Annotated in this window: 22 protein-coding genes and 1 riboswitch; of the genes, 10 read left to right on the forward strand and 12 right to left on the reverse strand. The window is 69.0% G+C overall.

All coding sequences use genetic code 11. The features are described from left to right. Positions 1–216: 216 nt before the first annotated feature. The 7 genes from DES41_RS30335 to DES41_RS30365 all read left to right on the forward strand — a co-directional run bounded on the left by DES41_RS30335 (position 217) and on the right by DES41_RS30365 (position 6,074). Positions 217–1,083: an alpha/beta hydrolase gene (locus tag DES41_RS30335; protein ID WP_114471351.1), complete on the forward strand. Its 867-nt coding sequence runs from the start codon at positions 217–219 to the stop codon at positions 1,081–1,083. A gap of 57 nt (positions 1,084–1,140) precedes the next feature. After that, on the forward strand, positions 1,141–1,857 hold the full coding sequence (locus DES41_RS30340) for a phosphoribosyltransferase (RefSeq protein ID WP_114471352.1): 717 nt from the start codon (positions 1,141–1,143) through the stop codon (positions 1,855–1,857). Between the two features lie 163 nt (positions 1,858–2,020). Further along, positions 2,021–3,115, forward strand: a complete 1,095-nt coding sequence (locus DES41_RS30345; RefSeq protein WP_170168324.1) for an ABC transporter substrate-binding protein — start codon at positions 2,021–2,023, stop codon at positions 3,113–3,115. After that, the gene (locus DES41_RS30350) at positions 3,115–3,789 is read left to right on the forward strand and encodes an isochorismatase family protein (protein WP_114471354.1); all 675 of its coding nucleotides are present in this window, start codon (positions 3,115–3,117) and stop codon (positions 3,787–3,789) included. The genes DES41_RS30345 and DES41_RS30350 overlap by 1 nt, the downstream gene beginning before the upstream one ends. Continuing rightward, positions 3,786–4,544, forward strand: coding sequence for an ABC transporter permease (locus DES41_RS30355; RefSeq protein WP_114471355.1), 759 nt, complete (start codon positions 3,786–3,788; stop codon positions 4,542–4,544). The genes DES41_RS30350 and DES41_RS30355 overlap by 4 nt, the downstream gene beginning before the upstream one ends. Further along, the gene (locus tag DES41_RS30360; protein WP_114471356.1) at positions 4,544–5,383 is read left to right on the forward strand and encodes an ABC transporter ATP-binding protein; all 840 of its coding nucleotides are present in this window, start codon (positions 4,544–4,546) and stop codon (positions 5,381–5,383) included. Before DES41_RS30355 ends, DES41_RS30360 begins: the two co-directional genes overlap by 1 nt. Further along, entirely contained in the window at positions 5,346–6,074 is a 729-nt protein-coding gene (locus tag DES41_RS30365) for a GntR family transcriptional regulator (protein ID WP_114471357.1), read from the forward strand. The genes DES41_RS30360 and DES41_RS30365 overlap by 38 nt, the downstream gene beginning before the upstream one ends. 13 nt (positions 6,075–6,087) lie before the next feature. Here DES41_RS30365 and DES41_RS30370 read toward each other — a convergent pair whose 3' ends face one another. The 6 genes from DES41_RS30370 to hisD are packed head-to-tail and all read right to left on the reverse strand — an operon-like array spanning position 6,088 to position 12,082. Continuing rightward, positions 6,088–6,879, reverse strand: coding sequence for an HpcH/HpaI aldolase family protein (locus DES41_RS30370; RefSeq protein WP_114471358.1), 792 nt, complete (start codon positions 6,877–6,879; stop codon positions 6,088–6,090). An 11-nt stretch (positions 6,880–6,890) separates the two neighbouring features. After that, positions 6,891–7,886: a Bug family tripartite tricarboxylate transporter substrate binding protein gene (locus tag DES41_RS30375; RefSeq protein WP_114471359.1), complete on the reverse strand. Its 996-nt coding sequence runs from the start codon at positions 7,884–7,886 to the stop codon at positions 6,891–6,893. Between the two features lie 23 nt (positions 7,887–7,909). Further along, positions 7,910–8,896, reverse strand: coding sequence for a Bug family tripartite tricarboxylate transporter substrate binding protein (locus tag DES41_RS30380; protein ID WP_114471360.1), 987 nt, complete (start codon positions 8,894–8,896; stop codon positions 7,910–7,912). A gap of 50 nt (positions 8,897–8,946) precedes the next feature. Continuing rightward, the gene (locus DES41_RS30385) at positions 8,947–9,987 is read right to left on the reverse strand and encodes a LacI family DNA-binding transcriptional regulator (RefSeq protein WP_114471361.1); all 1,041 of its coding nucleotides are present in this window, start codon (positions 9,985–9,987) and stop codon (positions 8,947–8,949) included. Continuing rightward, positions 9,984–10,766, reverse strand: coding sequence for an SDR family NAD(P)-dependent oxidoreductase (locus DES41_RS30390; RefSeq protein ID WP_114471362.1), 783 nt, complete (start codon positions 10,764–10,766; stop codon positions 9,984–9,986). Before DES41_RS30390 ends, DES41_RS30385 begins: the two co-directional genes overlap by 4 nt. Beyond that, the gene (gene hisD, locus DES41_RS30395; protein WP_114471363.1) at positions 10,763–12,082 is read right to left on the reverse strand and encodes a histidinol dehydrogenase; all 1,320 of its coding nucleotides are present in this window, start codon (positions 12,080–12,082) and stop codon (positions 10,763–10,765) included. Before hisD ends, DES41_RS30390 begins: the two co-directional genes overlap by 4 nt. A gap of 187 nt (positions 12,083–12,269) precedes the next feature. Here hisD and DES41_RS38035 point away from each other — a divergent pair, with 187 nt between their 5' ends. Then, positions 12,270–12,473: a hypothetical protein gene (locus DES41_RS38035; protein ID WP_147282982.1), complete on the forward strand. Its 204-nt coding sequence runs from the start codon at positions 12,270–12,272 to the stop codon at positions 12,471–12,473. 39 nt (positions 12,474–12,512) lie between these two features. On the opposite strand, the gene DES41_RS30400 is transcribed toward DES41_RS38035, so the two are convergent. From DES41_RS30400 to DES41_RS30415, 4 genes are read right to left on the reverse strand one after another with little or no spacing between them, the layout of a single operon-like run. Continuing rightward, positions 12,513–13,472, reverse strand: a complete 960-nt coding sequence (locus DES41_RS30400; protein ID WP_114471364.1) for a tripartite tricarboxylate transporter substrate binding protein — start codon at positions 13,470–13,472, stop codon at positions 12,513–12,515. A gap of 28 nt (positions 13,473–13,500) precedes the next feature. Continuing rightward, positions 13,501–14,211, reverse strand: a complete 711-nt coding sequence (locus DES41_RS30405) for a ribonuclease activity regulator RraA (protein WP_114471365.1) — start codon at positions 14,209–14,211, stop codon at positions 13,501–13,503. 13 nt (positions 14,212–14,224) lie between these two features. Further along, entirely contained in the window at positions 14,225–15,955 is a 1,731-nt protein-coding gene (araD, locus tag DES41_RS30410; RefSeq protein ID WP_114471366.1) for an L-arabinonate dehydratase, read from the reverse strand. Positions 15,956–15,981: 26 nt separating this feature from the next. Further along, positions 15,982–16,965, reverse strand: a complete 984-nt coding sequence (locus tag DES41_RS30415; protein ID WP_114471420.1) for a Bug family tripartite tricarboxylate transporter substrate binding protein — start codon at positions 16,963–16,965, stop codon at positions 15,982–15,984. 93 nt (positions 16,966–17,058) lie between these two features. Between DES41_RS30415 and DES41_RS30420 the strand changes: the two genes are divergently transcribed. Continuing rightward, positions 17,059–17,757, forward strand: coding sequence for a GntR family transcriptional regulator (locus tag DES41_RS30420; protein WP_114471367.1), 699 nt, complete (start codon positions 17,059–17,061; stop codon positions 17,755–17,757). Between the two features lie 27 nt (positions 17,758–17,784). Here the strand turns inward: DES41_RS30420 and DES41_RS30425 are convergent, their stop codons facing one another. Both DES41_RS30425 and DES41_RS30430 read right to left on the reverse strand, forming a co-directional pair. Beyond that, the gene (locus DES41_RS30425) at positions 17,785–18,171 is read right to left on the reverse strand and encodes a type II toxin-antitoxin system VapC family toxin (protein ID WP_114471368.1); all 387 of its coding nucleotides are present in this window, start codon (positions 18,169–18,171) and stop codon (positions 17,785–17,787) included. Beyond that, on the reverse strand, positions 18,168–18,425 hold the full coding sequence (locus tag DES41_RS30430; protein ID WP_114471369.1) for a type II toxin-antitoxin system Phd/YefM family antitoxin: 258 nt from the start codon (positions 18,423–18,425) through the stop codon (positions 18,168–18,170). Before DES41_RS30430 ends, DES41_RS30425 begins: the two co-directional genes overlap by 4 nt. 80 nt (positions 18,426–18,505) lie before the next feature. Continuing rightward, positions 18,506–18,579: riboswitch (S-adenosyl-L-homocysteine riboswitch) on the forward strand. A 34-nt stretch (positions 18,580–18,613) separates the two neighbouring features. Here DES41_RS30430 and metH point away from each other — a divergent pair. Then, positions 18,614–21,385, forward strand: a complete 2,772-nt coding sequence (metH, locus tag DES41_RS30435; protein WP_114471370.1) for a methionine synthase — start codon at positions 18,614–18,616, stop codon at positions 21,383–21,385. The last annotated feature ends 3 nt before the right edge of the window (positions 21,386–21,388 follow it).

Genomic DNA, 21,388 nt, shown 5'->3' on the forward strand with positions numbered 1-21,388 from the left:
ACACCGTGGCGAGCGCCGCCGGCGGGTGGAAAGACATTTAGGCTGGCGTCGTCGCGCAGACGCCAGGCATTTGTTCAGTATATGGCCATGTTCTACCAGTAATTGGTTCATTTGATGTGGAACTGGGTTGGGTTTGGCCGTGGCGGGGCGCCCGGCGCTGCGGCACACAATGGCCGGCCAGAGCGCGTTCCGCCACCGCTGTCAGGACACTCCGCCATGACCTTCGCCTTTCCCCACGGCTTCACGGGCCAGCAAGCCATCGACGAGGCCTACGACCCGTTCCGCCGCGCGCACGATGCCGCTGCCATCAACCGCCACTTCGCCGAGCGCAGCGAGGAGGCGCGGCGCACGCTGGCGCCACGGCTGGGCGTGCCCTACGGCGCCACGCTGGCCGAGACGCTGGACATCTTCCCGGCCGTGCAGCCCGGCGCGCCGGTGTTCTTCTTCATCCACGGCGGCTACTGGCGCGCCCGTGCTGCGCGCGACTTCCACAGCGTGGCCCTGGGCCCCCACGCCATGGGCTTCACCACGGTGGTAGTCGACTACGCGCTGTGCCCCACGGTCACGCTGGACGAGATCGTGCGCCAGGTGCGCGCCGCAGCCGCCTGGACCGTGCGCCACGTCGCCGAGTTCAACGGCGACCCCGGCCGCATCGTGGTCGGCGGCAGCTCGGCCGGGGGCCACCTGGGCGCCATGCTGTTGACGACGCCCTGGCGCGCCGACTACGGCCTGCCCGACGATCCGCTCAAAGGCGCCGTGCTGCTCTCGGGCCTGTACGACATCGCGCCGCTGCGCTACAGCTACCTGCAGCCGCTGATCCAGCTCGACGAAGGCAGCGTGCGCCGCAACTCGCCCATGCACCTGGTACGGCCCTGCGCCACGCCGCTGCTGCTGGCCTGGGGCGATGCAGAGCAGCCTGTGTTCGCGCAGCAGTCGCAAGGCCTGCACGCGGCCTGGCAGCGCGCGGGCAACCGGGGCGAACTGCTGGCGCTGCCGGGCGCCGACCATTTCGAGGCTTTGGTACCGCTGGAGCAGCCCGACAGCGCGCTGTGCCGGGCCATGCGCGGTTTCGTGGGCGCATAGCGCGGGGCGGGCACGGCGCCTGCTAGACAATGCCGCGCCCTCAGCCACCGCCCGCCCATGACCACGCCCACGCCGCACTTCACCGAGCCCACCACGGGCTATTGGCAGCAGATCCTGCCTGCCTCCGAGGCCGGCCCAGCGGGCGACCCGGTGCACGGCCCCTGGCAGTACGGCTATCCGGCGCGCCTGACCGATGGCCGCGTGCTGGTGCTGCCGATCCGCCAGATCGCCGGCCAGCCCGGGCATGCCGTGGCCTCGCTAATCTGCAACCAGGCGGCGCTGGACGTGATCGACGCACTGGGCGAACTGCTGGCCGCGCGCCTGGCCCCGCTGGCGCCCGAGGTGGTGGTGGGCGTGCCGACGCTGGGACTGTCCTTCGCGCCCATCGTGGCGCGCCGGCTCGGCCATGCGCGCATGGTGCCGCTGGGCTACTCGCGCAAGTTCTGGTACGACGAGGCGCTCTCGGGCGCCGTGCAGTCCATCACCACGCCGACGGCCGGCAAGCGGGTCTACCTTGACCCCAACCTGCTGCCACTGGTGCGCGGCAAGCGCGTGGTGCTGGTGGACGACGCCGTCAGCAGCGGCAGCACCATCGTGGCGCCCTGGAACCTGCTGGAAGCCGCAGGCGCCACCGTGTTGGGCGTCGGCGTGGCCATGTGCCAGGGACGGCGCTGGGCCGAGGTGCTGGGCCCTGAGCGGGCTGCCAAGGTGTTCGGCGTGTTCGACAGCCCGCTGCTGCAGGCCGTGCCCGAGGGCTGGGTGCCGCGCGACTGACCGGGTCGGGGCAGGGCGTTTGGTACGCAACTTGCGTTTCACGGCGTAGCCCGCAACGTATCGCAAATCGTATACGTTTTGGTGCATGACCCGCCCCGGGTCGGTGCACCGCATCCGCCATCTCCTGCCCTTCGGAGCCGCCATGTCGTCCACGTCCACGCCCATGCCTTCCCGTACCCTGTCGCGCCGCCGCCTGCTGCAGGCCGCTGGGGCCGCCGCCTGCGCCACCGTGGCTGCGCCTGCCTTCGCCCAGACGCGCGCCATCAGCATCACGCTGCCCTGGGTCGTGAACGGCTCCAACTACTGGCCCATGGTCGGCAAGGAACTGGGCTACTTCAAGAAGCGCGGCATCGACCTGACGGTCTCGCGCGGCAACGGCTCCGTGGCCGCCGCGCAGGCCGTGGCCAACAAGCAGTTCGACCTGGGCGTGGTGTTCTTCGGCGGCACGCTGGTGAACATGGCGCGCGGCCTGCCGCTGCAGGCGCTGGCCACCGTGGGCTACGACGCACTGATGGGCAACCTGGTGCTGGAGGATTCACCGATCCGCGCGCCCAAGGACTTCGAGGGCAAGCGCGTGGGCACGGTCGCCACCTCGGCCGAGTCGCCGTACTGGACGGCCTACGCGGCCAAGACCGGCATCGACCTCGGCAAGGTCACGCGCCAGCAGCTCGATGCACGCCTGATCGAGCGCGCACTGATGGACAAGCAGGTCGACGCCATCACTGCCATCGGCTCGTCCAGCATTCCTGTGCTCGACTCGCTGGGCGTGAAGACGCGCTTCATCCCCTGGGCCAAGACCGGCGTGCAGCTCTACGCAGCCCAGGTCATCGCGCGGCGCGAGACCATCGAGGCCGACGCCGGCCTGTGCCAGGCCATGGTCGACGGCATCCTCGAATCCGTGGTCTACACCCTCAAGAAGCCCGAGGAATCGCTGGAGATCCTCTACAAGGCCCAGCCCGAGATCGGCATGGCCAAGGGCGGCAAGGAGAATGCCAAGATCTCCCAGGGCCTGGCCCAGGCCACCATGGTCGCGCCCGAGGCCATCGAGCACGGCATGGGCTGGAGCAGCATCCCCACACTGGCCGGCATGATCTCGCTGGCCGCGCGCGCCGGCGCGCTGACGGCCGATGCCAAACCGCTGGTGCCCGAAGACCTGGCCACCAACCGCTTCGTCGGCAAGATCAAGCTCAGCAGCGCCGAGTGGGAGCAGATCCGCAAGAACGTGGCGCCCTACAACAAGATGCTCGGCCTGGCCTGATGCCGTTCACGCTGCCCACGCGGCCCGAGCCGCTGGCGGCCGAGCGCGCGCAGACCGCGCTGGTCGTCATCGACATGCAGAACGGCTACCTCTCGCCGGGCGGCTATCTGGACCTGGCGGGCTTCGACATCGCGGGCAGCCCGCCCGTGGTCGACCGCGCCGCGCGCGTGCTTGCGGCGGCAAGGGCGGCTGGTCTCATGGTCGTGCACGTGCGCAACGGCTGGACCGAGAGCCTGGCCGAGGCCGGCCCGGCGACGTCGCCGATGTGGCACAAGTCCAACCCGCTCAAGTACATGCGCAGCAACCCCGGCGCGCAGCTGCTGATCCGCGGCAGCTGGGACCATGCCTTCGTCGAACCCATGCGGCCGCTGCCGGGCGAGCCCGTGGTCGACAAGCCGCGCTACAGCGCCTTCGCCGGCACCAACCTCGAGATCCTGCTGCGCGCCCACGGCATCACCACGCTGGTGTTCGTCGGCGTCAACACCAATGTCTGCGTGGAGACCGCCGTGCGCGATGCCTTCCACCGCGAGTTCTTCGCCGCGATGGTGGCCGACGCCACGCTGCAGGCCGGCGCGCAGTCTGTGTTCGACGCCAGTGTGTTCAACATCGAGAAGTTCTTCGGCTGGACGATGGCGACCGACGACGCGGTGGCTTGCTTCGAGGGCCTGGCGTGAGCGACGGACTGACGACGCGGCGCATCGTGCTGCCGCTGCTGTTCGCATTGGCCACGCTGGCGCTGTGGGAGGCCGTGGTGCGCGGCTTCGCGATCCGCGAGGTACTGCTGCCCGCGCCCAGCGCGATCGCGCAGCGCCTGCTGGAGACCTTTCCGCTGCTGTTGCAGCACGCATGGCCCACGGTCTGGGAAAGCCTGGCGGGCTTCGCCATCGCCTCGCTGCTGGGCGTGGCGCTGGCCGCGCTGCTGTCCACCTCGGCCCTCATGCGCGACATGCTGTACCCCAACGTCGTGCTGTTCCAGCTGATCCCCAAGATCGCGCTGGCGCCGCTGTTCATCGTCTGGCTGGGCATCGGCTTCCAGTCGCGGCTGACCTTCTCGGTGTTCATCAGCTTCTTCCCGGTGGTGATCGCCACGCTGGCGGGCCTGGACCATGTCGACAAGTCGCTGCTGCGCCTGTGCCGCGCGCTCACGGCCACGCCCTGGCAGGTGTTCACTTCGGTGCGGCTGCCGCATGCGCTGCCCTATGTGTTCAGCGGCATGAAGATCGCCACCACCTTCGCCATCATCGGCGTGATCGTGGGCGAGTTCATCACCTCGCAGGCCGGTCTCGGCTACCTGATCCTGTTCGCCTCGGCCCAGGCCGACACGGCGCTGATCCTCGCGGCCATCCTCGTGCTGTGCGTGTTCGGACTGGCGTTCTATGGGCTCGTCGCCGGCCTGGAGCGCTGGATGCAACAGAAGTTTGGCGCCTGATGTCTTCCGTTTCCCCTTCTTGGCTGCAGCCGCTCGCGACCCCGGCCCAGCGCGACCAGGCCTATGTGTCCGTGCAGAACGTGCACAAGACCTACGCCACACGCAACGGCGAGGTCCATGCCGTGCAGCATGCCGATTTCGACGTGGCCGAGGGCGACTTCCTGAGCCTGGTCGGCCCCAGTGGCTGCGGCAAGAGCACGCTGGTGTCCATGGTCGGCGGGCTGGAGAACCCCAGCGCGGGCTGCATCCTGGTCGGCGGGGAGCCCGTCACCGCGCCGCGCCGCGACTTCGGCTATGTGTTCCAGGACGCCACGCTGCTGCCCTGGAAGAGCGTGCTGGACAACGTGCTGTTCCCGATCCGCACGCAGAAGCGCCCGGTGGCCGAGTACCGTGGCGAGGCCGAGCGGCTGCTGCGGGCGACGGGCCTGTGGGACTTCCGCGACAAGCGCCCGTCCGAACTGTCGGGCGGCATGCGCCAGCGCGTGGCGATCTGCCGCGGCCTGATCAACGACCCGCGGTTGCTGATGATGGACGAGCCCTTCTCTGCGCTCGACGCCATCACACGAGACGACATGAACCTCATGCTGGCCCAGCTCTGGGACCAGGTGCACAAGACGGCGCTGTTCATCACGCACAGCATCCGCGAGGCGGTGTACCTGTCGGACCGCGTGCTCGTCATGAACGCGCGGCCCTCGCGCATCGTGGCCGACATCCGCGTGCCCTTCGCGCGGCCGCGCCGGCCCGAGATGCAGGAAGACCCGGTGTTCAACAGCATCTGCAGCTTTGTGCGCGAGACCATCCATGCCGGGCACGAGAGCCGCAGCGCACACGCCGGCTGAACCTGCCACCCCGCTGCAGCGGCTGGTGGCCGAGCAGCGCGTGGCGCTGGGCGGGCGCTTCTCCACCGACGACATCGTGCGCGTGCTGCACCAGGCCATCGTGCGCGGCATCTTCCACCCGGGCCAGGCGCTGCGGCAGGACGAGCTGGCGGCCGAGTTCCAGGTCAGCAAGATCCCGCTGCGCGAGGCGCTGCGCACGCTGCAGGCGCAGGGCTTCGTCGAGCTGCCGCTGAACCGCGGCGCACTGGTGCAGGCGCCCACGCTGGACCAGCTGAAGGACGCTTTCGAGCTGCGCCTTCTGGTCGAGCCCAGCCTCATGCGCACGGCTGCGCCGCTGCTGAAAAGGGCCGACCTCGACGAGGCCGAGCGCCTGGTGCGCGCCATGGACAAGGCCGGCACCGCCTGGGCCTTCAGCGAACTCAACGTGCGCTTCCATGACCTGCTCTACGGCCCGGCGCAGCGTCCACTGTCCAAGCAGATCCTGGCCATGCTGCAGGGGCACATCCAGCGCATGTCGTTCATGCAGCTGTCGCTGGCCGGCTTCAACCGCAGCTCGAACGAGGACCACCGCGTGATCCTGGTGGCGTGCCGCGAGGGCGATGCGGACGCGGCGGCGCGGGCGGTGGCGGCGCATGTGAAGGGGGTGCGCCGGATCGTGCTGGCGCTGGTGGAGCGGCAAGCGGGCGGTTAGCGTGGTCTCGGCGTCAGTACTTCAGCGCCACGGCCTCGGCGCTGCGACCCGCTACGGCCGCCTCGCGGAACGCCTTGGTGATGAGCCCCGTGGACACGGTCGCGAAGTACCGCGCCCCGATGGCCGCGTGCTTCTCTTCGTCGTCCAGCGTCAGCCCCAGCGTACCCGCGCATTTGCCGGCCGCGATCACGGCCTTCAGCGCGCGCGTGATCTCGGCCTGCACCTCGGCCCTGCGCCAGTCGTCGGCGTAGCCCATGGCGTGCGAGAGGTCGTTGGGGCCGACGAAGACCGCGTCCACCCCGTCCACCGCCGCGATGGCGCCGGCGTTGGCCACGGCTTCGGGCGTCTCCACCATCACGATCAGCGCGATGCCTTCGTTGCTGCGCTGCGCATGCGTGCGCCCGCCGAACGCGCCATAGCCCGCCGCGCGCGTGCTGAACGCGCTGCCGCGCTCGCCCACGCCGGGGTAGCGCACGCGGCGCACCAGGTCGCGCGCATCGTCGGCCGTGTTGACCATGGGGATCTGCAGCGCGCCGGCGCCCATGTCGAGCACGCGCGCGATGTCGTGGCGCAGGCAACGCACCACCGCCGGGATGCCGCTGGCACGCGCGGCGCGCAGCATGTTCTCGGTGGTCTCCAGGTCGGCGCTGCCGTGTTCGTTGTCGATGACGACGAAGTCGAAGCCCGCGTAGGCGCACATCTCCACGATGGCCGGGCTGGGCAGGCCGTTGAAGATGCCGCGCAGTCGCTGGCCGCTCTTCAGCAGTGCGGGCATGCGGTCGTCCAGGGGGTGTCGGATGTCCATGGTGTCGCCTCTCAGTCGATGGTGATGTGGTTGGTCTTGATCAGTTCGCCGAACTTGCGCGTCTCGTCCTGAATGAAGCTGCGAAAGCCTTCGGGGGTCATCGGCTTGGGCGTGAAGCCCTGGGCCGCCAGCTTGGCCTTGACCGGGGCCGATGCCAGCACGGCCACGACCTCCTTGTTCAGGGTGTTCACCACGTCGGGCGGCGTGCCGGCGGGTGCCAGCAAGCCCAGCCAGGTCACGGCCTCGAAACCGGGCACGCCGGATTCGGCCAGCGTGGGCAGGTCGGGCTGCAACTCGGTGCGCGCCAGGCTGGTCACGGCCAGGGCCTTGGCCTGGCCGTTCTTGGCGAAGGCCAGCGCCGTCGTCATGTTGTCGAACTGCATGTCGATCTGGTTGCCGGCCAGGTCGGTCAGCGACTGGCTGCTGCCCTTGTACGGGATGTGCACGGCCTTGCCGCCGATGCGGTTCAGGAGCATCAGCGTGGTCAGGTGCTGCGAGGTGCCGTTGCCGCTGGTGCCGTAGGAGATCGCGTCGGGCTTGGCCTTGATCGTGGCCACGAGTTCCTGCACCGTCTTCGCGCCGGACTTGTTGCCGGCCAGCAGCACCAGCGGCGTGCTGGCCAGCTGGGTGATGGGCGCGAAGTCCTTCTCCACGTCGTAGGGAAGCTTCTTGATGAGGTGCGGATTGACCGACAGCGCGGTCTGGGTTCCCAGCAGCAAGGTGTAGCCGTCGGGCTTGGCGCGCGCGACGAACTCTGTTCCGATGCCGCCGCCGGCGCCGGCCTTGTTGTCCACTACCACGGCCGTGCCCCAGCGCTTGCCGAGTTCGTCTGCGATCAGGCGGCCGATGATGTCGGTGGCGCCGCCCGGCGCGAACGGCACGACGATGACGACGCGGCCGGTCTGCGGGTAGCCGGCGGGTTGTGCCTGGGCCGGGGCGGCGAGGGAGGCGGCGGCCAGGGCCAGGCCGAGCAGGGTGGTGCGGCGGGTGAGGGAGGAGGGCTTCATGGTGCGTGGATCTCTTTGGGTTGTCATTCGGCCTGGATGCCCGCGTCACGGATCACCTTGCCCCACTTGGCGACTTCGGCGCGCTGGAATTCGATGAAAGGCGCCGAGACGCGGCCATCGGGCTCCACGCCCATGTTGCGCAGGCGGGCCTGCACATCGGGCATGGCGACGATGGTGGCCACCTCGCGCGCCAGCCGGTCCACGATGGGCTGCGGCGTGCCGGCCGGCGCGAACACGCCCTGCCACGACTGCATCTCGAAGCCCGTGACACCGGCCTCGGCCAGCGAGGGCGCGCCCGGCAGGTCCGCCAGCCGTGCCTTGGACGTGACGCCCAGCACCTTCACGCGCTTGGCGTCGATCATTGGCCGGGCTGCGGCCACGGTCTCGAAGACCATGTCGATCTGCCCGCCGACCAGGTCGACCATGGCCTGCGAGCCGCCCTTGTAGATGATCTGGCGCAGCTGCGTGCCGGTCAGGCTCTGGTAGAGCTGGCCCGACAGGTGCTGCGAGGTGCCGGCGCCGGCCGTGCCGTAGGTCAGGCTGTCGGGCTTGGCCTTCAGTTCAGCGGTGATCTGCTGCACCGAGTCGAAGCGGCTGCCGGCGGGCACCACCAGCACATTGCTGACCATGCCCACCAGGTTCACGGGCACGAAGTCCTTCACCGGGTCGTAGCCCAGGTTCTTGGAGAAGAACGGGTTGACGGCGTGCGTGGTGATGGTGCCGCCCATGAAGGTGTAGCCATCGGGCTGGGCACGGGCCACGGCCTGCGTGCCGAGGATGCCCGAGACGCCGGGCTTGTTGTCCACGACCACCGGCTGGCCCAGGCGCTCGCCCAGGTGCAGGGCGATCAGGCGCGCCACGCCGTCGGACACGCCGCCGGTGGAGAAGGGCACGACGTAGCGGATCGGCTTGCTGGGCCAGTCGGCGGCCTGGGCCCATGCGGCCAGCGGTGCCAGTGCGGTGGTGGCGAGCAGGGCGAAGGCGCCCAGCGTGCGGCGGTTGATCTTCATCGGGTTGTCTCCTGGGATCGAAAGAAGGGGGATGTGGGTGTGGAGTGGCGTCAGTCGCTCGCGGCGCCCGATGCATTGGCCGGCGGCCGCACCGACCGACGCAGCACCAGTTCGCACGGCACGACCACGTGGCGCGGCGGCGCATCGCCGCGCATCTGGCCGTGCAGCAGCTCCACGGTGGCGGCCACCATCTTCTCCACGCTCTGCACCACGGTGGTGAGCTGGTAGGCGCCCCAGGCGGCCTGGGGCACGTCGTCGAAGCCGACCACGCTCACGTCCTCGGGCACGCGCAAGGCGAGTTCATTGCGCAGCACGTCCATCGCGGCGATGGCCATGTGGTCATTGGCGACGAACAGGGCGTCGGGCGGAAGCCCTTCGGCCGCGAACAGCGCGCGCGTGGCGGCCTGCGCGCCTTCGAAGCTGTAGTCGCCCACGGCGCGGCGGTAGACCTTGTGGCCGGCCTCGGCCAGCGCTTCGTTGAAGCCGCGCTCGCGTTCCACGCTGGTGGACGAACGTTCCAGCCCGGCGATGAAGGCGATGCGCTCGAAGCCGCGCGCCAGCAGCAGCTCGGCCACCATGGCGCCGCCGCGGCGGTTGTCCGAGGTGACGGCGTTGGTGCCGTAGCGCGCCGTGGCGCTGGTGTCGGCCACGCGGTTGAACTGCACGATGGGCACGCCAGAGGCGGCGCAACTGCTCGCCAGACTGGGCGACAGCATGGTGGAGGCCAGCACGATGCCGTCGACCTGGTACTGCAGGATCTCGGCCATCACCTCGTCGGCCTCGTCCAGGTCGCTGATGAACATCAGCACGTGGTAGCCCTGCTTCTGCAGCTTCTGCGAGAGGGTCTGGATCACCAGCGGGTAGAACTGGTTCTCCAGGTAGCTCATCACCAGCGCGACGATGCGGCTTTGCCGCGTGATCAGGCTGCGCGCCATGGCGTTGGGCCGGTAGCCGAGCTGGGCGGCGGCGGCCATCACCTTGGCCCGCGTTTCCTCCGACACGCTGGCGCCCGGCGTGAAGGTGCGGCTGACGGCCGACTGCGAGACCTGCGCCAGCCGCGCGACCTCCTGGGCGGTGGCGCTGCTCTTCATGCCGCCGTCCAGCCGCCGTCCAGCATCAGCGCGCTGCCCGTCACCAGGCTGGACGCGTCGCTGGCCAGGAACACGAAGGCGCCCATGGTCTCCTCGATCTGGCCCAGGCGGCCGAGCGCGATCTTCTCCAGCACCCACTGGCGGAACGTTGCGTCCTCGAACATGCCGCGCGTGAGCTCGGTCTCGATGAAGGTCGGGCACACCGTGTTCACGCGGATGTTGGCGTGGCCCAGTTCCCAGGCCAGGGCCTTGGTCATGCCTTCCATGGCGTGCTTGCTGGCGCAGTACAGCGTGCGGCGCGGGCTGCCCACGTGGCCCATCTGCGAGGAGACGTTGATGATGGAGCCGGGCAGCTTGGCCGCCAGCAGGCCCTGCACCACGGTGCGGGCCACGGTGAACGCGGCCTTGACGTTCAGGTCGAGCACGGCGTCGATGTCTTCGTCCAGCACATCGACCAGCGGCTTGGGGCGGTTGGTGCCGGCGTTGTTGACGAGGATCTGGAACGGCGCGCGCGCGCCCAGTTCGCGGGCCACGGCGGCGCGGTCGCCCACGCCCAGCGCCAGCGTGTCGCAGGCGCAGCCGGCTTGCCGGAGCAAGGTGGCCGCGGCGTCCAGCCCGGCGGCGTCGCGCGCGGCCAGCGTCACATGGGCGCCGGCCTGCGCCAGCGCCGTGGCCGCCGCCAGGCCGATGCCGCGGCTGCCGCCGGTGACGAGGGCGCGGCGGCCGTCGAGGCGAAAGCTGGGCGCCTTCGGCAACGCCTGGGCTACGGCGGTGCTCATGCCTCGAACGGCACCGGCTGGTACCAAGGCACCTCGGCCCGCGTGCCGTAGCGGCGCACGCGCAGGTTGGCCTGCTCGCCGTGGCCGGCGAAGTTCTCCATATGGCACAGGCGCGAGCAGTAGGCGCCCATCGTGGCGCTGGCCTCGTCGGTCAGCACGCGCTGGTAGGTGCAGGTCTTGAGGAACTTGCCGACCCACAGGCCGCCCGTGTAGCGCGCGTTCTTGTTGGTGGGCAGCGTGTGGTTGGTGCCGATGACCTTGTCGCCGAAGCTCACGTTGGTGCGCGGGCCGAGGAACAGCGCGCCGTAGTTGGTCATGTTGGCGAGGAAGTAGTCCGGGTCGCGCGTCATCACCTGCACGTGCTCGGAGGCGATCTCGTCGGCCTTCTGCAGCATCTCCTCGTCGGTGTCGCAGACGATGACTTCGCCGTAGGCGGCCCAGCTCTGCGCGGCGATGCCGGCCGTGGGCAGGATCTTGAGCTGGCGCTCGATCTCGGCCATGGTGTCGTGCGCCAGCTTCTCGCTGGTGGTCAGCAGGATCGAGGGCGAGGTCGGCCCGTGCTCGGCCTGGCCCAGCAGGTCGACCGCGCACATCTCGCCGTCCACGCTGTCGTCGGCGATCACCAGCGTCTCGGTGGGGCCGGCGAACAGGTCGATGCCCACGCGGCCGTACAGCTGGCGCTTGGCTTCGGCCACGAACATGTTGCCCGGGCCGACCAGCATGTCCACAGGCGCCAGGCTGGGCGTGCCCACGGCCATGGCGACCACGGCCTGCACGCCGCCCAGCACCAGGATGTCATCGGCGCCGGCCATGGACATGGCGGTCACGATGGCCGGGTGCGGCTGGCCCTGGTAGGGCGGCGCGGTGGAGACGATGCGCGGCACGCCGGCCACCTTGGCCGTCAGCACGCTCATGTGGGCCGAGGCCAGCAGCGGGTACTTGCCGCCGGGGATGTAGCAGCCCACCGCGTTGACCGGGATGTGCTTGTGACCCAGCACCACGCCCGGGTAGGTTTCGACCTCCACGTCCTGCATCGAGTCGCGCTGGATCTGCGCGAAGTTGCGCACCTGCTTCTGCGCGAAGGCGATGTCCTCGATCTCGCGGGCGGACAGGCTCTTGCGCGCGGCTTCGATCTCGGCCTGGCTCAGGCGGAAATCGGCCGGGTCCCAGTTGTCGAACTGGCGGCTGTACTGGCGCACGGCCTCGTCGCCGCGCTGTTCGATGTCCTTGATGATGGTTTCAACGGTGGCGCGCACCTTGGCGTCGTCGTCGGCACGGACTTGCACGTCCTTGCCGCGCTTGAGGTATCGGATCATGGGTGGGCTTTCGGAACGGATCAGGGTTGGAAGGTTTGCATACGTATTCATGCTGGGCGGTTTGCATGCGTATGCAAACAGGGTTTACCCTCAGAAATATGTCGGGTGCCGGCGGCGCTACGCGGTGGCGCGGCCAGGCATCGCTCTTGCGTGCAGCAGCGCTGTCTTCCGAAACGGAGGGGTCGCGATGAGAACAGGCAGATCTTCAGCTGCGTCGCGCACCTGGGACGGCGAACGCCCCAGGTCCGGACCGGCGCTGCGGGCCGACACGTCGGCGGAGCGCCCGCTGGGCGCGCGGGCTGGCGGGGTGCCCCAGCAGGTGATCACCGAGCGCTGGGACGCGCTCTGCACCCATCTGTACCGCTGCCGCTGCAGCCTGGCGCGGCTCTGAGCGTGGCGCACGGCGGTGCACGGTGCACCGCTCTGGACATCACTCCGGCTCGATGCCGGCCGCCTTCGCCACCTTGCCCCACTTGACCATCTCGCTGCCGATGAAGGCCGCGTACTGCTCGGGCGTGCCGCCGACCGGCTCCACGCCGGCGGCCAGCATGCGTTCGCGCACATCGGGCAGCGCCAGGATGCGCGTGGTTTCGGCCGCAAGCTTGGCGACCACGGCCTTGGGCGTGCCGGCCGGGGCCAGCAGGCCGCCCCAGGTGCTGGTCTCGTAACCGGGCAGGCCGGCTTCGGCCACCGTGGGCACATCGGGGAAGGCCGGCAGGCGCTTGGGCGTGGTCACGGCCAGCGCGCGCAGCTTGCCGCCCTTGATCTGGGCGCTGGTCGCGGCCAGCGTGTCGAACATGATGGAGACGCGGCTGCTCATCAAATCCGGATGCGCCAGCGTGCTGCCCTTGTAGGGGATGTGCTGCATCTGCAGCCCGGCCATGCTCTGGAACAGCTCGCCCGAGAAATGCGGCGCGCCGCCGTTGCCGCTCGACGCGAAGCTGAGTTGCCCCGGGTTCTTCTTGCCGTAGGCGATCACGTCCTGCATGGTCTTGAATGGCGAATCGGGCGCCACCACCAGCACCAGCGGTACGGTGTGCGTCTGCACCACGGGCTCGAAGCTCTTGACCGTGTCGAACGGCAGCTTCTTGAACATGCTGGGGTTGATGGCGTGGCTGCTGGCCACCAACGCCAGCACATGGCCGTCCGGCGCGGCCTTGGCCACGAAGTCGGTGCCGATCACGCCGGTGGCGCCGGTCTTGTTCTCGATGACGACCGGCTGGCCCCAGGCCTCGGTGAACTTCTGGCCGATCAGGCGTGCCGCCAGGTCGATGGCGCCGCCGGGCGAGGCGGGCACGACGATGGTCATGGGCTTGGTCGGAAAGCTCTGGGCGAAGGCGGGCGCGGCCAGCATCAGCGTGGCGGCCAGGGCGAAGGTTCTGCGTTGCATTCGGGTGTCTCCTCCAAAGTTGAAAAGTTCAGCGGCCCTTGGCCTTGCGCCATTCGGCGAAGTCCGTCCGGCTCTTCTCGTCGGTCGGCGGGTACAGGCCCAGGATGCTGCGGCCTTCCATGACCTTCTCCTGCACGAAATCCTCGAACACCGTCATCTCGGTGGCCTCGGCGGCGATCTCGTCGGCCAGGTGCGCGGGCAGCACGAGCACGCCTTCGGCATCGCCCACGATCACATCACCCGGGAACACCGGCGCGTCGCCGCAGCCGATGGGGCCGTTGATCTCGATGGCCTCGTGCAGCGTCAGGTTGGTCGGCGCGCTGGGCTGGCGGTGGTAGGCCGGCATGGCGTACTTGGCGATGTCGGGGCTGTCGCGGAAGCCGCCGTCGGTCACCACGCCGGCCACGCCGCGCTGCATCAGCCGCGCCACGAGAATGCCGCCGGCCGAGGCGGCGCGCGCGTCCTTGCGGCTGTCGATCACCATCACGGCACCGGGCGGGCACTGCTCCACGGCCACGCGCTGCGGGTGGTCGCGGTTCTTGAAGACTTCGATGCCGTTGCGGTCCTCGCGCGCCGGCATGTAGCGCAGCGTGAAGGCCTCGCCGACCATGTTCGGGCCGTTGGGGTTCAGCGGGCGCACATCCTGGATCATCTGGTTGCGCAGGCCGCGCTTGAAGAGGGCGGTGCACAGGGTGGCGGTGCTGACCTTCATCAGCTGGTCGCGGGTTTCTTGCTTCATGGAAGGGTCCTGGTCAGAAGATGTCGGGTTCCGGCACGGGTTGGCCGAACGTGGTTTCGAGGAAGTCGAAGTCGCAGCCCTCGTTGGCCTGCTTGATGTGGCGGCCGAACATCCAGCCGTAGCCGCGCTCGTAGCGGGGCGGCGGGGGCGTCCACGCGGCTTTGCGTTGGGCCAATTCGGCGTCGCTGATCTCCAGGTGGATCGTGCGGGCCGGCACGTCCACCGTGATGCGGTCGCCGGTCTTCACGAGCGCCAGCGGCCCGCCGATGGCCGCCTCGGGCGAGCAGTGCAGCAGGCAGCCGCCGTAGCTGGTGCCGCTCATGCGTGCGTCGGACAGGCGCAGCATGTCCTTCACGCCCTCTTTCAGCAGCTTGGTCGGGATCGGAAGCATGCCCCACTCGGGCATGCCGGCGCCCAGCGGGCCGGCGTTGCGCAGCACCAGGATGTCGTCGCCGGTCACGTCCAGGTCCGGGTCGTCCACCGCCTTCTTGAGGCTGGGGTAGTCGTCGAACACGAGCGCGCGGCCGGTGTGGCGCAGCAGGTGCGGCGCGACCGCGCTGGGCTTGATCACCACGCCGTCGGGCGCCAGGTTGCCGCGCAGCACGGCCAGCGCGCCTTCGGCATAGATCGGGTTGTCGAGTGGCCGGATCACGTCGTCGTTGTAGACCTCGCTGCCGGCGATGTTCTCGCCGATGGTCTTGCCGTTGACGGTCAGTGCTTCCGTCTTCAGGTGCGGGCGGATGCGCTCGAGCATCGCGCGCATGCCGCCGGCGTAGAAGAAGTCTTCCATCAGGTAAGCGTCGCCGCTGGGCCGGATGTTGGCGATGACCTGCACGCGGCGGCTGAAGTCGTCGAAGTCGTCCAGGCTGACCGGATGGCCGGCGCGGCGCGACATGGCGATCAAATGGATGATGGCGTTGGTCGAGCAGCCCATGGCCATGGCGCAGGCGATGCCGTTCTCGAAGTTGGCGCGCGTGAGCATCTTCGCGGGCGTCAGGTCGTCCCACACCATGTCGACGATGCGGCGGCCGCATTCGGCGCTCATGCGCACATGGTTCGCGTCGGCCGCGGGGATGCTGGACGCGCCCGGCAGCGTGAGGCCGATGGACTCGGCGATGCCCATCATGGTGGCGGCCGTGCCCATGGTCATGCAGGTGCCGTGGCTGCGCGCGATGCCGGCCTCCATCTCGTGCCAGGCCTCATCGGACAGGCGGCCGGCGCGGCGCTCGTCCCAGTACTTGAAGGCGTCCGAGCCCGAGCCCAGCACTTGGCCCTTCCAGTTGCCGCGCAGCATGGGGCCGGCCGGCAGGTAGATGAAGGGAATGCCCATGGAGAGCGCGCCCATGGTCAGGCCCGGCGTGGTCTTGTCGCAGCCGCCCATCAGCACGGCGCCGTCCACCGGGTGGCTGCGCAGCAGCTCTTCGGTCTCCATCGCGAGGAAGTTGCGGTAGAGCATGGTGGTGGGCTTGACCATGCTTTCCGACAGGCTGATGGCCGGCAGCTCCAGCGGGAAGCCGCCGGCCTGGAACACGCCGCGCTTCACGTCTTCCACGCGCTGCTTGAAGTGCGTGTGGCACTGGTTGGCATCGCTCCAGGTGTTGACGATGGCGATGATGGGCTTGCCCTTCCAGTCTTCGTAGCCATAGCCCATCTGCAGCACGCGCGAGCGGTGGCCGAAGGAGCGGAAGTCGTCAGGGGCGAACCAGCGCGCGCTGCGCAGGCTGTCGTAAGTGCGTCGTGTCATCGGGGATGTCTGTGGAAGGTGGGTCTCTATTCAGCCTTGATGCCGGCGGCCTTGATCACCTTGGCCCATTTGTCGACCTCGCTCTTCTGGTAGTCGCCGAGCTGGGTGGGCGTCATGTCGGAGGGCAGCATGCCGAAGCCCTTGAGCCGGGCCTGCACCTCGGGCGTGGCGACGATCTTCATGATCTCCGCGTGCAGCCGGTCGACGATGGCCTTGGGTGTGCCGGCGGGTGCGAACACCGCCTGCCAGGAGCCCATGTCGAAGCCCTTCTGGCCGGCTTCGGCGATGGTGGGAACGTCAGGCAGCGACTCCAGCCGCTTGGCGCTGCTGACCGCGATGGGCCGCAGCTTGCCCGACTGGATGTGGGGGCCGACGATCAGCGTGGTGTCGAACATCATGTCCACCTGGCCGCCGACCAGGTCCTGCACGGCCGGGCCGCTGCCCTTGTAGGGCACGTGCGTGAAGGCCACGCCGGACTGGTAGCCCAGCAGGGCCAGCGCCATGTGCGGCGAGGTGCCGTTGCCGGGCGAGGCCGAGGACAGGCCGCCTTGCTTGGCGCGGCTGGCGGCCAGCACGTCGTTCAAGGTCTTGTACGGACTGCTCGCATTGACCACCAGCACGAGCGGCCCGGAGCCCAGCATGGCGACGGGCGCGAAAGACTTGACCGGGTCGTAGTCGAGCTTGGCGTACAGGCTGCCGTTGATGGAGTGCGAGCTGATGGTGCCGCCCAGGATGGTGTAGCCGTCCGGTGCCGCGCGCGCTGCGATGGCCGAGCCCACGCTGCCACCCGCGCCGCCCTTGTTGTCGATGACCACGGGCGTGCCCAGCGCGGTCGACAGCGCCGGGGCGATCACGCGGGCCAGCGTGTCGGTGTTGCCGCCGGGTGGGAACGGGACGATGTAGGTGATCGCCTTGCCGGTCGGCCAGGTGCCCTGGGCGAGTGCGGGCAGCGCGAGGGCGCTGGCGGCGAGCCCGGCGATCGCGCCTTGAACGATCGTTCGACGGTGCATGTTCATCTCCTTGGTGTGTTTTGCGAGGGTTTTCAGCTTGTCGGCGCAGGATTGAAACACTAATATATTAGTACGTCAACGCAGAATCGCCTCATGAACGCCTTGCCCAAGATCCGCCTGGACCGCACGCGCCTGGCCGCGCCGCAGGTGCTGGAGCGGTTGCGCGAGGCCATTTTGGAACTGGAGCTCGTGCCCGGCACCGTGCTGGCGCGCCAGGCCCTGGCCGAGCAATTCGGCATCAGCCAGACGCCCGTGCGCGAGGCCCTGCTGCGCCTGAATGAAGAAGGGCTGGTGGACGTGTTCCCGCAGCACGCCACGGTGGTCAGCCGCATCGACCTGACGGCGGCCCGGCAGGCGCATTTCCTGCGGCGCGCGATCGAACTGGAGTTGGTGCGCGAACTGGCCGCGCAGCGCCCGCTGGGGCTGGTGGCGGCGCTGGAGCGCCAGGTGGGCCTGCAGCAGGCGCTGGCCGAGGCGCAGCAATACGGCGAGTTCGTCGCGGCCGACCGCGCGTTCCACCGGCTGATGTATGCGGCGGCCGGCATGGAAGCTCTGTGGGAGCTGGTCGGCCGCACCTCGGGCCATGTGGACAGGCTGCGCCGGCTGCACTTGCCCACGGCGGGCAAGACCGCGTCGATCCTGCGCGACCACCGCGCCATCACGGCCGGCATCGCGGCGGGCGACGGCCCGGCGGCGCAGGAGGCTGTGCGCACGCATCTGTCGGGCACCTTGTCTGCAGTGGACGAGATCCGAACGCAGTTCCCGGACTATGTGGTCGATGCGGACGCTTGAGCGCCGCAAGGCCAGGCTTGCTGGGCGCTATGGAAGCGCCGATCCGATGTCGGTCCGCGCGAAGTCGTCGCCGACATAGAGCAGCTTGCACCCGTGCGTCTTGGCGAGCACATAAGCAAAGCAATCGCCGTAGTTCAGCCCCGCCGGATGAATACCTTTGCCCCACAGCCCGTAGGCCTGCGCCACATCGTGTGCGCCGGCCGAGGTGACGCTGACGACTTCAAATCCCAAGCCGTCGAGCAGGCGTTCCATTTCCTCCCCCACACCGCGCCGGCCGGCGACGATCAGCGCTTCAGCCACCGTGCCGGCGGAAATCAGCAGCCGATGTTCCGCTGTGAGAACGGCTGCACAACGGTCGGCGTCAGCCTCGTCCAACACGATGGCCATCAGTGCCGAGGTATCGACCGCGATCACGCGGGCAGTCCGTCGTCGTCGTACAGCGCGTCCTGGCTGCGCGCCGCGCCGGGCCCGGGACGTGCCTTGGCCGCCCCGGCGCTGCGCACGGCGGCCAGCAGCGCCCGACGTGCCGCCTGGTTGGAGACGGGCTGCACCGGCACCAGCCGAACGGCGGGGTGGCCGTGACGTGTCAGCACGATGTCGTCGCCCGCTTCCGCGCGGCGGACCAGGTCGGTCAGTTGCCCCTTGGCGTCGGTGACAGAGACATGCATGCCAGGCTCCTGAATGGTCCAAAGAATAGTCCAATATTCTCATGGTCGGTGGCACAGCGTTGGCAACACTAGAATTCGCGCCTCCCAAGGAGCGTTGCAGCGGACCACCGGTCCGTCAGGCTTGGGACCGCATCCGCAACGACGCTCACCGGCCCCTTGATCGCCCGATCGGATGCCCAGGTGAGACCATGACCCACGACACTGCCGCCCCTTCTTCCGCTTCCGAAGCCGCCACGCCGCCGCCCATGCGCCTGTCCGGCCTGGAGCCTGTCGCCATCGGGGCGGGCACGCTGTTCGTCAACATCGGCGAGCGCACCAACGTCACCGGCTCCAAGGCGTTCGCCCGCATGATCCTGAACGGCGAGTTCGACCAGGCGCTGTCGGTCGCGCGCCAGCAGGTCGAGAACGGCGCCCAGGTCATCGACATCAACATGGACGAGGCCATGCTGGACAGCAAGGCGGCCATGGTGCGCTTCCTGAACCTGATCGCCAGCGAGCCCGACATCGCGCGCGTGCCCATCATGGTGGACAGCTCGAAGTGGGAGGTCATCGAGGCCGGCCTGCGCTGCATCCAGGGCAAGGGCATCGTCAACTCGATCTCCATGAAGGAGGGTGTCGAGAAGTTCAAGCACGAGGCGCGGCTGGTGCGGCGCTACGGCGCGGCGGCTGTGGTGATGGCCTTCGACGAGCAGGGCCAGGCCGACACCTTCGCGCGCAAGACCGAGATCTGCGAACGCGCCTACCGCGTGCTGGTGGACGAGGTGGGCTTTCCGCCCGAAGACATCATCTTCGACCCCAACATCTTCGCGGTGGCCACCGGCATCGAGGAGCACAACAACTACGCCGTCGACTTCATCGAAGCCGTGCGCTGGATCAAGCAGAACCTGCCGGGTGCCAAGGTGTCGGGCGGCGTCTCCAACGTGAGCTTCAGCTTCCGTGGCAACGACCCGGTGCGCGAGGCCATCCACACCGTGTTCCTGTACCACGCGATCCAGGCCGGCATGGACATGGGCATCGTCAACGCCGGCATGGTGGGCGTCTACGACGACCTGGAGCCGCAGCTGCGGGAGCGCGTGGAAGACGTGGTTCTGAACCGCCGGCCCGATGCGGGCGAGAGGCTGGTCGAGATCGCCGAGACCGCCAAGAGCGGCGCCAAGGACGAGAGCAAGAAGCTCGAATGGCGCGGCACGCCCGAGGCGCCGGTCAGCGTGGAACAGCGGCTGGCCCACGCCATGGTGCACGGCATCACCGACTTCATCGTGCTCGACACCGAGGAGGCCTACCAGGCCATCCTGGCCAAGGGCGGCCGCCCGCTGCACGTGATCGAAGGCCCGCTGATGGCCGGCATGAACATCGTGGGCGACCTGTTTGGCGCCGGCAAGATGTTCCTGCCGCAGGTGGTGAAGTCGGCCCGCGTGATGAAGTCGGCCGTGGCGCACCTGATCCCCTACATCGAAGAAGAGAAGCTGCGCGACGAGGCCGCCGGCCGCGACGTGCGCAGCAAGGGCAAGATCGTCATTGCCACGGTGAAGGGCGACGTGCACGACATCGGCAAGAACATCGTCACCGTCGTGCTCCAGTGCAACAACTTCGAGGTGGTGAACATGGGCGTGATGGTCCCGTGCCACGAGATCCTGGCCAAGGCCAAGGTCGAGGGCGCGGACATCGTCGGCCTGTCGGGCCTGATCACGCCGAGCCTGGAGGAGATGCAGTACGTGGCCGGCGAGATGCAGAAGGACGAACACTTCCGCATCAAGAAGATTCCGCTCTTGATCGGCGGCGCCACCACCAGCCGCGTGCACACCGCCGTGAAGATCGCGCCGCACTACGAAGGCCCTGTGGTCTACGTGCCCGATGCCTCGCGCAGCGTGGGGGTGGCGCAGAGCCTGCTGTCCGACCAGGCCAGTGCGTACATCGCCGAGCTCAACGCCGACTACGACAAGGTGCGCCACCAGCACGCCAACAAGAAGCAGGTGCCACTGTGGCCGCTGGCCAAGGCGCGTGCCAACAAGACGCCGGTGGATTGGGCGGCCTACCAGCCCACCCGCCCCAAGTTCATCGGCCGGCGCGTGTTCAAGAACTTCGACCTGGGCGAACTGGCCCGGTACATCGATTGGGGTCCCTTCTTCCAGACCTGGGACCTGGCCGGCCCGTTCCCGGCCATTCTCAAGGACGAGATCGTGGGCACCGAGGCGCAGCGCGTGTTCAGCGACGGCAAGCGCATGCTGCAGCGGATCATCGAGGGCCGCTGGCTCACGGCCAACGGCATCGTTGCGCTGTACCCTGCCGCCAGCGTGCACGACGACGACATCGCCTTCTACACGGACGAGACGCGCAGCCACACCGCGCTGACCTGGCATGGCCTGCGCCAGCAGACCGAGAAGCAGGTGATCGACGGCGTGCCACGGCCCAGCCGTTGCCTGGCCGACTTCGTGGCGCCGGCGGGAAGCGGCGTGGCCGACTACGCCGGCATGTTCGCCGTCACAGCCGGCATCGGTGCCGAGGCGCGCGAGAAGCGCTTCGTCGACGACCTGGACGACTACTCGGCCATCATGTTCAAGGCCCTGGCCGACCGGCTGGCCGAAGCCTTCGCCGAATGCCTGCACCACCGCGTGCGCACCGACCTGTGGGGCTATGCGGCCGGCGAGGCGCTGGACAACGAGCAGCTGGTCCGTGAGCAGTACCGCGGCATCCGGCCCGCCCCGGGCTACCCGGCTTGCCCCGAGCACAGCGTCAAGCGGGACATGTTCACGCTGCTGCAGTGCGAAGACATCGGCATGGGGTTGACCGACAGCTGGGCCATGACGCCCGCTGCGAGCGTGAGCGGCTTCTACATCGGCCACCCGGACAGCACCTATTTCAACGTCGGCAAGATCGGCCAGGACCAGGTGGAAGACCTGGCGCGGCGCCGCGGCGTGCCTGTGGCCGAACTCGAGCGGGCGCTGGCGCCGCAGCTCTGAACA

The organism is Pseudorhodoferax soli, assembly GCF_003337555.1.
In the GTDB taxonomy this organism is placed as follows: domain Bacteria; phylum Pseudomonadota; class Gammaproteobacteria; order Burkholderiales; family Burkholderiaceae_C; genus Pseudorhodoferax; species Pseudorhodoferax soli.